Annotated in this window: 7 protein-coding genes; all 7 read left to right on the forward strand. The window is 44.7% G+C overall.

What is annotated here, in order from left to right; genetic code table 11:
* Positions 1–160 precede the first annotated feature (160 nt).
* The 7 genes from C0033_RS27490 to C0033_RS17590 all read left to right on the forward strand — a co-directional run bounded on the left by C0033_RS27490 (position 161) and on the right by C0033_RS17590 (position 13,865).
* Positions 161–628: a hypothetical protein gene (locus C0033_RS27490; protein WP_242984535.1), complete on the forward strand. Its 468-nt coding sequence runs from the start codon at positions 161–163 to the stop codon at positions 626–628.
* A 41-nt stretch (positions 629–669) separates the two neighbouring features.
* Complete coding sequence (locus tag C0033_RS17565; RefSeq protein ID WP_103229201.1) at positions 670–9,126, forward strand: doubled motif LPXTG anchor domain-containing protein; 8,457 nt, start codon at positions 670–672, stop codon at positions 9,124–9,126.
* 183 nt (positions 9,127–9,309) lie between these two features.
* A complete protein-coding gene (locus C0033_RS17570; RefSeq protein WP_103229202.1) occupies positions 9,310–9,993 on the forward strand; it encodes a YjjG family noncanonical pyrimidine nucleotidase in 684 nt (227 codons plus the stop codon).
* Between the two features lie 89 nt (positions 9,994–10,082).
* The gene (locus C0033_RS17575) at positions 10,083–11,009 is read left to right on the forward strand and encodes a hypothetical protein (RefSeq protein ID WP_103229203.1); all 927 of its coding nucleotides are present in this window, start codon (positions 10,083–10,085) and stop codon (positions 11,007–11,009) included.
* Between the two features lie 220 nt (positions 11,010–11,229).
* Positions 11,230–11,985 carry an alpha/beta hydrolase gene (locus tag C0033_RS17580; RefSeq protein ID WP_103229204.1) on the forward strand — a complete coding sequence of 252 codons (756 nt, stop codon included), beginning with the start codon at positions 11,230–11,232 and terminating at the stop codon, positions 11,983–11,985.
* Between the two features lie 160 nt (positions 11,986–12,145).
* The gene (locus C0033_RS17585) at positions 12,146–13,468 is read left to right on the forward strand and encodes an MATE family efflux transporter (protein WP_242984536.1); all 1,323 of its coding nucleotides are present in this window, start codon (positions 12,146–12,148) and stop codon (positions 13,466–13,468) included.
* Positions 13,469–13,529: 61 nt separating this feature from the next.
* The gene (locus C0033_RS17590; protein ID WP_103229205.1) at positions 13,530–13,865 is read left to right on the forward strand and encodes a cyclic-di-AMP receptor; all 336 of its coding nucleotides are present in this window, start codon (positions 13,530–13,532) and stop codon (positions 13,863–13,865) included.
* Positions 13,866–14,005 lie beyond the last annotated feature (140 nt).

The raw sequence follows: 14,005 nt of genomic DNA on the forward strand, positions 1-14,005 counted from the left end.
GTTCCTTTTTCGTTATAAAAGATTAAGGATTATAAGGACGAATAGTCCCATGGATCCGTGAAAATTACAAATTAATTTATAAAAGCGTAAGAAAGTAACGCTTGGAGTAACACCTGAAATGTTAAAATGATTCCATAAGATGCAGAAGGAGGCTGAAGATATGGAGAAATGTCGAATTCATGTATCAGCGCCCAATCTTTTATGCATCTGTGTTGATAAAGCGGACGAAGGTAAAATCGTGGGGCGGATGTATGACAGATATTCAAAAGAGCCGTTTGTGTTTGGAGAGCTGAGCCAGCTGATAAACAGAATGGAATCCCTATTTGACAGGATTGGATATCCGCAGGCATCGACCATGGGAAGACGCTTTTCAGAAGATAAGACAATGCTGGTCCAGAATAAAGAAGGGGTGGTGCAGGTGCTGAAAACAGAGGACATTATGAGGCAGTCAGGAGACAAGGCAACATTTGTCGTACATGTTCAATATCGGCAGAATGCTACCTGGCAGGGAAATGTCATGTGGGCTGAGAATCAACAAAGCGCAAGTTTCAGAAGTGCGTTAGAATTACTCAAGCTGATTGACAGCGCACTGGATGTCAGAGAAAAGGAAGGTGACAAGGTCTGTTAAAGGTATAATCATTCAAATTCAGCAATAAAAGGAGGAAAGTCATGGAAAAGGGTAAAAGAAGGAAAAAGCCGGTCAAACTATTTCAGGCGAAGAGAATTATTTCATTTATTCTGTCAATCCTGATGGTTTTCGGCAACGTGGCCAACAATGTTTCGATCGCGTATGCATCAGATGCGGTGCAGGATTCGAAACGGACGCCCGATTCGGTCTTTGTATTGGACAGAGATGAAATTCAGGAAGCGGCGTTGGCGGCGATTGAAGGGGAAGAGGTATTTGATTCGTCGGCCTTGTTGTTTACAGAAGGGACGAAATCGAGCCTGTCTTCAAAGTATAAAAAATTATTTGGAGGAAACGACGCTTCGGTCTATGAATTTGATCCGAATTACAGCGGTGAGAAGATTGCCGACGGTACCGACCTCAGAACATTTGTAAGAGTTGACGGAGATAAAAAGGAGATTATTTTCCTGTTTGTCAACTATACAATTGAAGATATGAACCTTCAGATCAATGTAAGTGGTTATACTTCTGACGTCGTTACTGTTGAAAGCACCACAGAGCGCGTTGTGGGTGAGCAGGACATCGTTGTGAAAGAGGAGGAGACTCAGCCGGAAGAAACACAGCCGGAGGAGACAACAGAGAGCCAGCCGCAGGAACCGGGTACGGAAGAATCTGTACAGCCATCTGAGAGCACAGAAGAGTCACAGGCGCCAACTTCTGAGGAGACAACTGCTGCGGAAGAGAATACTACAGAAGCAGAATCCACAGAACAGACAGAAACCCCGGAGGAAACCACCGAGGAGATAACGACAGAAGCCCAAACACCGGAAGAGACTGCTGAGGAAATCACTGAAGAAGAGACAACCACAGCAGAGGAAACGGAAGAAATCGAAGAACCTGCAACGGAAGAGGAAGCATCCGCTTCATTGGAAGATAATGTAGCCGAAGAGACGGAAGGCGATTTAGTTGCAATGTCTATCCATAATGTACCGAGAGTAGCCACTTCATTAGAAGGGCTGACTGAGCCGGCTGAAGAGACAACAGAAGCGGTTGAGGAAGAAGAAAAACAGGAACCGGAAGCAGCCGAACCAACGACAGCCGAGCCGATAGTTACGGAGCCGGCCACAGCCGAACCTGCTGCACCGGAAGAAACGACAGAAGCGGCAGAGCCAACAGAGGAAGAATCAGAAGAAGGAACCATCATTACAATTGATGAACCGGAAACCTCCGCACCGGAAGAAACCGAACCATCTGTTGAAAATGAGAACCAGAACGTCATTCCTGAAGACGACAAGATACTGAGCGATGATGTTCTGATTGAAGATGAAGAAGCGGTTGCTGCTTATGGATCATTAAAGGGCGGTAAAGTATATGGTCTGGTGGAATTGGATGAGACATATACGGCCAGAGCTTTTGTTATAAGCCTGGATCGTTTGATGGAACAGACTGCACCGGAAGAAGATGCCTTAATACCTGAGACACCTTCAGCATTAACACCGGCAGAAGATACTGTAATCGAAGCAGAAGTTGCGGATGGAAGCATCTCCATCAGAATCGAAATTCCGGCAGATCTGGGAATCACAGTGGATCATGCGGTGGCAGTGCCGGTGGATACGGAACCGTTCCAGGAGCTTGTAGAAGATTCCGGAGACGAGGGAATGCAGCTTCAGGATATGAAAGCATATGATATCCTGCTGTATGATGAAGAAGGAAATGAGATACATGAATTAGACGGTAAAGTGAATGTTATATTCGAAGGTCTGGATGCAGAGCTGGCAGACAGCGAATCAGTAAGTGTTTATTATCTGGAATCTCTGCCGATGAATAAGTATTATCGTTCAACAAACCTGCCTGATTATAAGATTTCCGAAATGCAGGATTCAGATACGGATGGAGAGAGCAGCGTTACTTTCCGTACAAATCATTTTTCCACTTATGTTGTCACATTCTGGAAAGTATTTGATAAAGCAGTGGAATTGAAACTGGTTACTAAAGATATAGAAACCGGAAAAGAAATTGGAAATATCTATGATGATGATTTTGCAGATATTTATCGTTGGTTAGGAGTCAATCTGTCAACTAAGTCACTTGCTGATGCGGTAATGAGCAATAACTCCTTGTTGGAAGATTATGAGTACAAAGTGACTTTAACTTCCGGCGAATACTCTTCTTATAAAAAGCCGGTGGATGAAATCATAGTTAAGGATTCAGGAAAGATCAAGTACAGACTTCACGGAGAGATGTCCTGGAAAGATCTGACCGGCAAGACTTTGTACCTGTGGTTTGAGAAACAGCAGACCAAGATCACCTACCATTCCAACAATGGCGATGGTGATACATATAAGTTGGGCGTAGAAGGCAACACCATAACAATGCCAACTCTGGAAACGACCGGATTTGAGAATGGAAGACGTCAATTCCTTGGATGGGCATCTGAAAGAACTGAGCATTCCCAGTTGATTCAGCCGGGAGAAGAGATCGAAGCTTCTACAGCATCCAACGACTATTACGCCGTTTGGTCCTACCTGGCAACCTTTAAGGCCAACGGAGGAAATGGAAGCGACTATTATGTTTCTGAAAGCAACGGCCAATTTGTAATGCCGACAGCTCAGGAAGCAGGCTTTTCAAAGAGCAATCAGGCATTCCTGGGATGGTCCGAAGAACGGTATAACAGAACGAATGTGATTCAGCCGGGAGCACAGGTAAATGCAAACGATGATGTTACCTACTATGCAGTGTGGTCTTATACCGCAACCTTTAAAGCCAATGGCGGAGCAGGAAGCGATTACTATGTACCGGAAGGTCAGGACGGCGGGGTTATCATGCCTAAGCTGGAAGATACCGGATTTGCCAACGGAAGACGTCAGTTTATGGGATGGTCTGTATCAGCCAATAAGCGCAGCGATTTAATACAGCCCGGAACAACCGTGGCCTTGGAAAGAGATACTGTCTACTATGCAATATGGAGTTATGAAGCCACCTTCAAAGCCAATGGAGGCAGTGGTTCCGATTATTATCTTGCTGAAAATGAAGAAGGGATGTTCATCATGCCGGATCAGGCAGCCGCAGGATTTACTTATGGAACCAAGACCTTGCTTGGATGGTCAAAGAGCAGCACAGACAGGACAAATCTGTTCCTTCCTGGCGATAAAGTAAAAGCGAGTGATACTAAGTTTTATGCGGTATGGTCTTATAATGTAATCTTTAATGCCAATACGGGAAGCGGTTCAAAGACCTATGAGAAGGCTTTTGAGAATGGAAAACTTGTGATGCCGACTCAGGAAGAAACCGCTTTTACAAATGGTGAGAGAGCTTTGCTTGGATGGTCAACAAGGGCTTCAAACCGCGACAACCTGATAGATCCTGGTGCGGTTATAAGCGTTAACACAGATACGATCTATTATGCGATCTGGTCTTATCAGGCAACCTTCTATCCGAATGTGGGCGAAGGCGGATATCTGGAAGACGGAAAACTGGCTCATCAGATTGCGATTTCTGCCAATGGAACCGTAGAACTTCCTTCCGGCAGTTCAATCGGTTTGAAGAACCAGAATAGTAAGAAAGTATTTGCCGGATGGGTAGTGGGCAAGGCAGATGCAACCGATGTATACGGACCAGAGATCACATATTCAGGTCTGAAAAAAGATACTTATTTTTATGCGAGATGGATTGACACTGAAATTACAGGTTCTGTGAAAGCGCAGTATTATGTACGTAAGGACGGCGTAATTCAGGCAGAACCATCCCAGTACGATGAGGCTTCTTATTTCCCGAAATCGCCTGGTATGGCCGGAACCATCAAAGTCGCAATGAGAGTTAATAATGATTTTGAAGCTGTTGAAGCAAACCTGGGTAAAGTACCTACCGATGAGACGATTAAGGCGGCCGCTCAAAAGGCCGGATATAAATTTGATCCGGATACCCAGTATGTGAGATGGTATGTTATCAAAGTATCCAGCGGAGCATGGCACGTGGATGGTGTAATTCAGGAAAAATCCAAACATTCGGTTATCTATCATCCGAATAAAGGAACCGATTATTTCCCGGATATCGTGCAGTATAAGGCAGGAGAAGAAGTTACTGTAAATTATAGTAAACTTCCGACACGTAATGGATATGAATTTGCAGGCTGGGACAGAGATCCGGACAGCAGCTATCCGGAATATCCGCTGCCTGAATCCGGACAGAAGGCTCCTACTTTTGTAATGCCGGACGAAGATGTGGATCTGTATGCAATCTGGAAACCTTCCAATAATACACGGATTACAGTGGAACATTATTGGCAGAAGACAACGGCGGATTTTGCGGAAACTGCAGACGATTTTGAGTACTATGAGAGCAAACCGGCATATGCTACAACCGGTGAAACCGTTTATGATGCTGATTACAAAATCAACTATCAGGGACTTACCTATCAGGAAGGCATTGTTGACGGAAGAAGTTCAGAGGAAGTAGATGCAGAGGGAACAACTGTATTAAGGCTCTACTATACCAGAAATCAGAATACCAATTATCTGGTAGAACATTATCTGCAGGATTTGGACGGTAATACCTACAGCTTGAAAGATGCAGTTTCAGGTTATGGTATTACAGGAAGAGAGGCAGTATATTCTCCAAATGCATACACAGGATTTGAATATGATCCGAATGCCACAAGATTTTATTCACGCCAGGGATCAAGCGACAGAGAAGTAAACGCTGCTTCAATTCTTGCAGACGGAAGTCTTGTTATCAAGCTTTACTATGTGAGAGAAGAGAATATTGGATATACGGTTGAGTACTATTATCAGGAAAACGGAGTTTATCCGGATGGGCCTAAGTTTACAGACCAGTCCAGAAGCGGAGCATTTGATGAAACCGTGAATGTGACGGCAGATGATTTGGTGCCTGTATTGGATAATTACGTATTTGATAACAGCGCGGCCAATGTATTAAGCGGAACTATTTCAGAAACCGGTTTGGTTCTGAAGGTGTATTTTAAACCGGTATTTACGGTTACATACAAAGCAGGACTTCACGGTACATTTAACGATGATGTGCATACCAGCATTCCTTACGGAAGCGCAACACCGGAATTTGCAGGAACTTTAAGCGGTGAAGCAGGATATACTTTCGACAGATGGGAGCCGGCAGTTGATGAGACTGTAACTTCTGATGCGGTTTATATTGCGGTATGGAGTCCTGAATCAGTGAGCTATCATGTAGAATACTACTATCAGAATCAGGGAACTTATTCACAAACAGCCGATTTTAAGTCAGATGACCGATTTGCACTTACTGGTACTACGGGAATGGTAACTCCGGAAGATTTAATATCGGCTAAGGACGGGTATGTATTTGATGAGGATGCTGTTACTCTGAATGTTCTTCAAGGCATGGTTGCCGGAGACGGAAGCTTAGTTCTGAAAGTTTATTTCAAACAGCAGTTTACGGTAACTTACGATCCTGGAACTCATGGAACGTTCACCGCTGAAACTACAGAAAAGCTGGATTATAATGCAGCTACTCCAGAGTTTAAGGGGCAGACCACAGGAGAAGCCGGTTATACATTTGACGGCTGGCTGCCTGTAATTGCGGATTGGGTAACAGAGGACGCTGTTTACAAAGCCCAGTGGAAGGCAAACGAAAATACATCATATAAGGTAGAATATTATTATCAGAGTGAAGGCGCATATGGCAGCACGACAGAAAACTACGTGGTGAGAACCGGAACAACGGACTCCGTGGTAAATGTGAGCGCAGATGATAAGAAGCCTGTAAAAGACGGCTACGTATTTGATGCTGCTGCAGCCAATGTGCTGACAGGATCGGTTGCCGGAGACGGAAGTCTTGTACTGAAAGTTTATTTCAAACAGCAGTTTACAGTAACTTATAACCCGGGCAGACATGGTACCTTTGGTGTTCAGAAGACTGAAAACATCGATTACGGCACAGCTACTCCTGAGTTTACAGGAGAAACGAGCGGGGAGCTTGGATATAAGTTTGCAGGATGGGATAAGACGATTGCAGCGGATGTAAAGGAAGACGCAGTCTATACCGCATTATGGACTCCTGAAGAAGGAATTAAATATACGGTAGAGTATTATTATCAGACTAACGGAAGTTATCCTGCAATAGCGGATATTTCCGATCCAAGAACCGGAACGACAGAAGACGTCGTTTCTGTAAGTGATGATGATAAGGATCCAAAACGGAATGGCTATGTATTTGATACAGCGGCTAATAATGTGTTAAGCGGAACGATTACCGGAGACGGAAAGCTGGTACTGAAGGTGTACTTCAAGCAGCAGTTTACAGTAACCTATAAGCGGGGAGATCATGGAACCTTTACCACTCAGTTAACCGAACATCTGGATTATAACGTGCAGACTCCGGCATTTAAGGGTCAGATCACAGGAGAGGCCGGTTATACATTTGATGGATGGAAGCCTGTGATTGAAGAGACGGTAAAAGCCGATGCGGTTTACGTGGCACAGTGGAAGGCTGAAGATACGGAATACAAGGTAGAGTATTACTATCAAAATGAAGGAAAATATGCCGATACCACAACAGAATCCGTTACAAGAACCGGAAAGACCGGTACGCTGGCAGAGGTAAAAGCCGATGATTTGAAGCCGGTTAAAGATGGATATGCATTTGATTCTGCAGCAGCTAATGTATTAGAAGGCACCATTAAGGGAGACAAGAGCCTTGTATTAAAGGTGTATTTCAAACAGCAGTTTACAGTTGTTTATGATCCGGGAACTCATGGTACATTTACCGCTGAAACGACAAAATATCTGGATTATAATGTGCTGACACCTGAATTTAAAGGCAGTACCACAGGAGATCCCGGCTATACCTTTGTCGGTTGGGAACCTGCAATTGAGAAGAACGTAAAAGCAGACGCAACTTATGTAGCTCAGTGGGCAGCCAATGAGGATACCAGATATAAAGTAGAATACTACTATCAGGCTGATGGCCAATATACGGATCAGGCAGATGACACTGACGTTAGAATAGGAACAACCGATACATTGGCAGAGACAACATCGGATGATCTGAAACCGGCGAAAGACGGCTACGCATTCGATGCTAACGCGGCTAACGTGTTAACAGGAAACATCAAAGGAAACGGAAGTCTTGTATTAAAAGTATACTTCAAACAGCAGTTTACGGTAACTTACAAGCCCGGACTTCACGGAATCTTTACCGAACAGGTTACGGAAAACTTAGACTACAATGCATATACTCCTGATTTTATCGGTGTAAAAGAAGGCGCGGATGGCTATACCTTCGAAAGATGGGAGCCGGCAGTCGAAACCCGTGTTAAAGAAGATGCAGAGTATGTGGCAGTTTGGACTGCAAATTCTGATACAAAATATACGGTAGAATATTATTATCAGGAAAATGGAGTTTATGGAGCGCCTGAAAAGTACGTTGTAAGAAGAGGAACTACAGATACCGAAGCTGTATTGGAAGCAGGAGATAAGATCTCTGAGAAGGATGATTATGTATATGATACGGCGGCTTCCAACGTGGAAAGCGGCAATATTGCAGGAGATGGAAGTCTGGTATTAAAAGTATACTTTAAACAGCAGTTTACAGTTACGTATCAGCCTGGAACCCATGGAACATTTACTGCACAAGGTCACAGCGGTCTCAGCTACGGCGACGCAACGCCAGGCTTCAGCGGCGAAATCACCGGAAAAGACGGATATGAGTTCGGCGGCTGGACACCGGCGGTAACCGATACGGTAACTCAGAATGCAGTTTACGTTGCAACCTGGAATGCAAAGGGTTCTACCAATTATTCCGTTGAATTCTATTATCAGAACCAGGGAGCTTACCCGGCAGCGGCTAACAGCGTGCAGAAGAGAAGCGGAATGACAGATACAACTGCAGCAGTAACCGATGCTGACAAAACACCGGCAGCAGGCTATATTCTGGATACTGCGGCTTCCAATGTATATGAAGGAATTGTTGCAGGAAACGGAAGCTTAGTATTGAAACTTTACTTCAAACAGCAGTTCACCGTAACTTATGAACCTGGAACAAACGGTACGTTTGCAACACAGATTACCGGCGGGTTAAGCTACAATGATAAGACCCCTGCATTCAACGGCCAGACCACAGGAAGCGGACGTTATGTATTTAACGGATGGAGCCCTGTTGTGGCAGAAAATGTAACGGGCAATGCAGTTTATGTGGCACAGTGGCGCTATATTAGTTCCTCAAGCAGCGGCGGAGGCGGCGGAAGTTCAGGCGGCCCGAACTATAATGCGACAGGCAGCAGCGATGGCCCAGGAGCTACAGTGACCGTTCTTCCTACAGAAGTACCTCTTGCAAATCTTCCGGAAACGGATAGCGGCATGACAGTGATTGACGACGGCGAAGTTCCGTTGGCAGCATTGCCAAAGACCGGTAATTCATCGGGAGCGGCAAGCTGGATGCTCTTATTATCAAGCTTATTGCTGGCAGCTTATACGATGCTCGGCAAAAAGAAGGAAGAAGAGAATTGATAACTGCGGCAATTTACAGCAGTAAAAACAGATAAGTGCAGGTGAAACAGCCTGGGGTGGATCGTAACGTATCTGCCCCGGGCTGTTGATTTATTTAGGAATACATTTTATAATGGCGTTAAGGTTTAAAAGAGAAGAGCCAATTATCAGATGGTAATGGGCTGGGCCGGGAGGGATGGTATTATGGGATACAGGATATTATTATTTGATTTAGACGGAACATTACTGGATTTTGATGCAAATGAGGCGGACTCCCTCAACCGTCTGTTTCAGGCGCAGGGATACGATTTTGATGAGAAAATGAAGAAAACTTATCATTCTGTAAACTCCGATCTGTGGGACCGTTATGAGAAAGGGGAAATCCTTCAGGAAGAAGTGCTGAATACCAGATTTGCAAAGACAATGGGCCATTTTGGCATTCAGGCGGACGGCGAAGAATGGGAACGCCAATACAGAGAACTTCTGGGCAACGGTGCACAACTGATAGACGGAGCATTTGAACTGTGTAAAACGCTGGCAGAAAACCACCGGCTGTTCGCTGCGACAAACGGAATCACGAAAACCCAGATCAGACGTTTGGAATTATCCGGTTTATCGCCGTTTTTTGAAGACGTATTCACATCTCAGGGCATTGGGATTCAGAAACCGCAGAAAGCTTTTTTTGAGTATGTTATGAGCCATATAAAGGATTTTCGTATAGAGGAAACTTTGATGATCGGGGACTCGCTTACAACCGATATCAGAGGAGGGCGCGGAGCGGGTTTGGATACCTGCTGGGTTAATTTGAAGGCAAAAGAGTGTGCGGCCGATGAAAGCACCTATGTGATAACCGACTTAAAACAGCTGATAGAGCTGTGCGGAGAGTAATCTTTAATAATTCGTAAGTGTTTCTTTTGGGTTTTCCTGTGGTCTGGAGGGGCGGATTTGATTTATAATGATAGCAGGAGGTGAAGCCCGTGAAGAAAACTGTAAAATTACTGGTATCCGCCGTGCTGCTGTCACTTGGCCTTTCCATGGTATCCTATGCCGGAAGCTGGAAGCAGGATACGGAAAAACAGAATATGTATGGACCGGACAGTCAGGCAGGAGTGAGCAATTGGTGGTATCAGGAAGACGATGGAAGTTACCCGGCCGGAAGCTGGAAACAGATCGGTTATAAATGGTATTATTTCAATCAGGACGGCTGGATGCTTCAGAATACGGTTACTCCGGATGGAAAAAAGGTGGATAAAAGCGGTGCAGGAATTCCTGAATTCGTTCAGTCCTATCCTGTGGAGATCGGATACAACACGCTTCCACCCAGGTTTAGCAGCGAAAAAGAAAAAGGTGTGAAGTTTACATCGGAAGAACTGATCGGAGAGATTATGACAGGTCTGGATCAGTTGAGCTTAGAGCCTGTTGACGGAGCCGCTGAGATCAATACGGTCGGAATGGTAACAATTCTCACTTTGAAATTTGCAGATGGAACCAGTCAGGAAATCCGCTATTCAGGCTCTTACCTGGTGACCGGAGATAAAAAATACAAGATGGCGGAGAAGAATGAAGCCGCATTAAATGCAGTCTTTTATCAGGCCTATGCTAAAAAACTGAAATCAGATGGATATGAATCCACGCCTCTCGGACGTGTGGACAACATTCAAAAGGATGCAAGCGGCTGGGAAAATACCTTCAGGCTGAATTGTGAATACCAGCTGACAGAAGGAAAGACCACCACGATTACATACCAGGTAAAACGAGGGGAAGCTCCTATATTGGACGCTGCAGGCGATTACTGGATGGTGCTGCATTCCGGAGATCAGGTTCAGGTTATCTATGACAGCAGCGAAAACGGAGAATTGACGGCTAAGGCTATATTGATAACAGAGCATGCTAAAATTGAGTAAAAAACAAAAGGCCATACGAATGATCAGTATGGTCTTTTGCCTTTATTAAAAATATAAAAAATTAGGGGGGCTCATTCATTTGCCGAAAGAGAAGAAGAATTCTTTTCTTTTGACAGTTTCTATTGTAACGGGTCTTTTGACGGATGGGAAGAGGATTCAAAGCTTTTTAACGACATTTTTATGAGTTATTAGCATCTTCTTAATATAAAGGAAAAGATAAATGAAAAGAAAAAACATATTGATTCTGCACGGGTGGATGCACTCGGCAGCCCGCTATCTGCCGCTGAAAAATGCTCTGGAAGAACATGAAACCGTGTGTTATGAATTTCCGGGATTTGGAGACAGCAGTCCGGTATTTAAGCGGCGTATACTGGATTGTTATGCAAAAGAGCTGGCTCTTTATCTGAAAACCCATAAGACGGATCTCATCATCGCTCATTCCATGGGCGGAGCGGTGCTTTTGAGGGCGCTGAAACGATATCTGCCCGACAGAGGCTATACGGTAATCTTATTAAATCCGGTTTATGGCGGAGTGCCCAAGCTTTTGCCGGCCGTATTGTTTCTCCCGGCGGTATGGGCGGGACTGTGGGGGCTGCGCCTGCTGCCTTTTACGGTCAGCCGTTTCATCTGCCGCATCTTTTCTTTGGTTACGATTAACCACTGGAAGGATATTGACGATCTCATCAGCACAGATGCCCGAAAAGCGGATCCTTATACGGCTGCCTTCCTTTTGGCGGAGATGGCTTTGGATCATTTCAGGATGGAGCGGTCGAAGAGCCGTTTTTGGCTCATTACAGGAAAAAAGGACCGGATTCTCTCCCGAAGATCCCTGAAGCGGTTACGGTATGATCTGGGCGGATGCAGGTGGATTGAATATCCCCAGTCCGGCCATACCCCTATAGTCGAGGCATTTGACAGGCTGTCTGATGATGTCAGAAGGGTGCTGGCCGGGATGGATAAACAGGTTAGAACCTGATCCGCAAAAATGTAAAAATTAGAGAAAAAATACTTGCAATTTTTACCATATCACTTATAATAAGGTGTAACTTTTAACGTCAGATGCTCTCGCTTTGCGATCTGGCGTTTTTGTATGGCAATAAATGGAATAATTTTCAGAGTATTAAGGAGATACCGTTATGACAAATGATATGACCACAGGAAATCCGGTCCGGCTGATTATCAGTTTTATGATCCCCATGTGCCTGGGCAATATTTTTCAGCAATTCTACAATCTGGCGGATTCAATCATAGCCGGCCGGTTTATCGGAGTCAATGCCCTTGCCGCAATCGGAAGCACCGGATCCTTGATTTTTCTTGTGATAGGGTGGTTAAACGGCCTGACTAGTGGTTTTGCAATCTTAGTGGCGCAGTGTTTCGGCGCAAAAAAATATGATAACATGAGACACTATATGGCCATGTCCATCTACCTGTGCCTGGCATTTGTGGTTGTGATGACAATTGGATTGGAAGTTTTTAATTACCCGATTCTCAGGCTGATGAATGCTCCGGAAGACATAATCGGCGATATCGGATCATATATGGCGGTTATCTATGCAGGCTTGTTTGTTACAGCCGCTTATAACGCTCTGGCAGCTGTATTGAGGTCCCTTGGAGACAGCAAATCCCCGCTGTATTTCCTGATTATATCGGCTATAATTAACGTAATTTTGGATATTGTATTCATTGTATACTTTCATATGGGGGTTGTGGGCTGCGGTTATGCGACTGTGATCGCACAGGGAATCTCCGCTCTGCTCTGTTTGATTTATATTATTAAAAAGTTTGAGATTTTAAAGCTGAAAAAAGCGGATTTCCGTTTTTCATGGGAGAGCATCGGCAGACTTTTAGGCCTTGGAATACCCATGGGGCTGCAGTTTTCCATCACAGCCATCGGAACCATTATTGTGCAGGGGGCGGTCAATATCTACGGTGCTGTGTACATGGCCGGTTTCTCAGCTGCCGGTAAGATACAGAATATTGTTTCTACGGTATTTGTTTCATTTGGAGCCACTATCGCGACCTATGTAGGACAGAACCGTGGAGCGGGTAAGATCGAGCGCGTGCACGAAGGGGTTAAAAAGACCCAGATTATGATTCTGATCTGGAGCGTGGCAATGATTGCGGTGATTCATTTCTGGGGAACTTATTTAATGCGTATTTTTATATCTGCGTCCCAAACCGATGTGATTGAAGCGGCCAGCATTTATTTCAGGACAGTGGCCTGGTGTTATCCGCTTTTGGGAAGTATTTTCCTATACAGAAATGCGCTTCAGGGACTTGGATATGGTCTGGTGCCTATGCTGGGCGGCGTATTTGAACTGATCGCCAGGGCGGCTGTGATCATGGTTGTATCCGGAAAAGTCAGCTTCGCAGGAGTCTGTTTTGCGGACCCGATGGCCTGGATTGCGGCTTTAATTCCGATAGTTCCTTACTATTTTTATAAGATTCACAAAATATAGTGTACATTTTGCCCCGAAAGCTTTATAATTATTGAAAATATAAAAATGAGAGGTGATAGGTATGAAGATTATTTACGCAATCGTAAGTTCTGACGATGGTACCAGAGTGACGGATGTGCTGAATGAGCATCATTTCAGTGTTACAAGGCTGGCAACTACCGGAGGATTCCTGAAAAAGGGCAACTCCACACTGATGGTAGGTACGGATGATGATAAAGTAGATGAAGCTATTGAACTGATCAAGGATACCTGCGGTAAGCGCCAGAAGATTACCTGCAATGTTCCTGCACCTAATATCGGATCGATTTCAGCCGGATATATGATGATGCCTATGACTGTAGAGCTCGGAGGAGCCACAATTTTTGTTACTGATGTAGAACGTTTTGAAAAAATATAGGTAAATCTTTTTTTAGTTAACTAAGAGACGCCGGAAAGAAGGGGAAACCTGGGCGGGCGGCGGAACTGGAGAAAGACAGGGGATTCGGGTTACGACCAAGTATCACTAAGGGTCTGCACACGATCCCCTGTCTTTCTCCA

The sequence above is a fragment of the Clostridium sp. chh4-2 genome (assembly GCF_002899675.1).
Classification (GTDB): Bacteria; Bacillota; Clostridia; order Lachnospirales; family Lachnospiraceae; genus CHH4-2.

Coding starts and splice junctions, on each gene's coding strand:
- C0033_RS17585 (WP_242984536.1), top strand. CDS start 12,146: ATGACAAATGATATGACCACAGGAAATCCGGTCCGGCTGATTATCAGT.
- C0033_RS17590 (WP_103229205.1), top strand. CDS start 13,530: ATGAAGATTATTTACGCAATCGTAAGTTCTGACGATGGTACCAGAGTG.
- C0033_RS17570 (WP_103229202.1), top strand. CDS start 9,310: ATGGGATACAGGATATTATTATTTGATTTAGACGGAACATTACTGGAT.
- C0033_RS17580 (WP_103229204.1), top strand. CDS start 11,230: ATGAAAAGAAAAAACATATTGATTCTGCACGGGTGGATGCACTCGGCA.
- C0033_RS17565 (WP_103229201.1), top strand. CDS start 670: ATGGAAAAGGGTAAAAGAAGGAAAAAGCCGGTCAAACTATTTCAGGCG.
- C0033_RS27490 (WP_242984535.1), top strand. CDS start 161: ATGGAGAAATGTCGAATTCATGTATCAGCGCCCAATCTTTTATGCATC.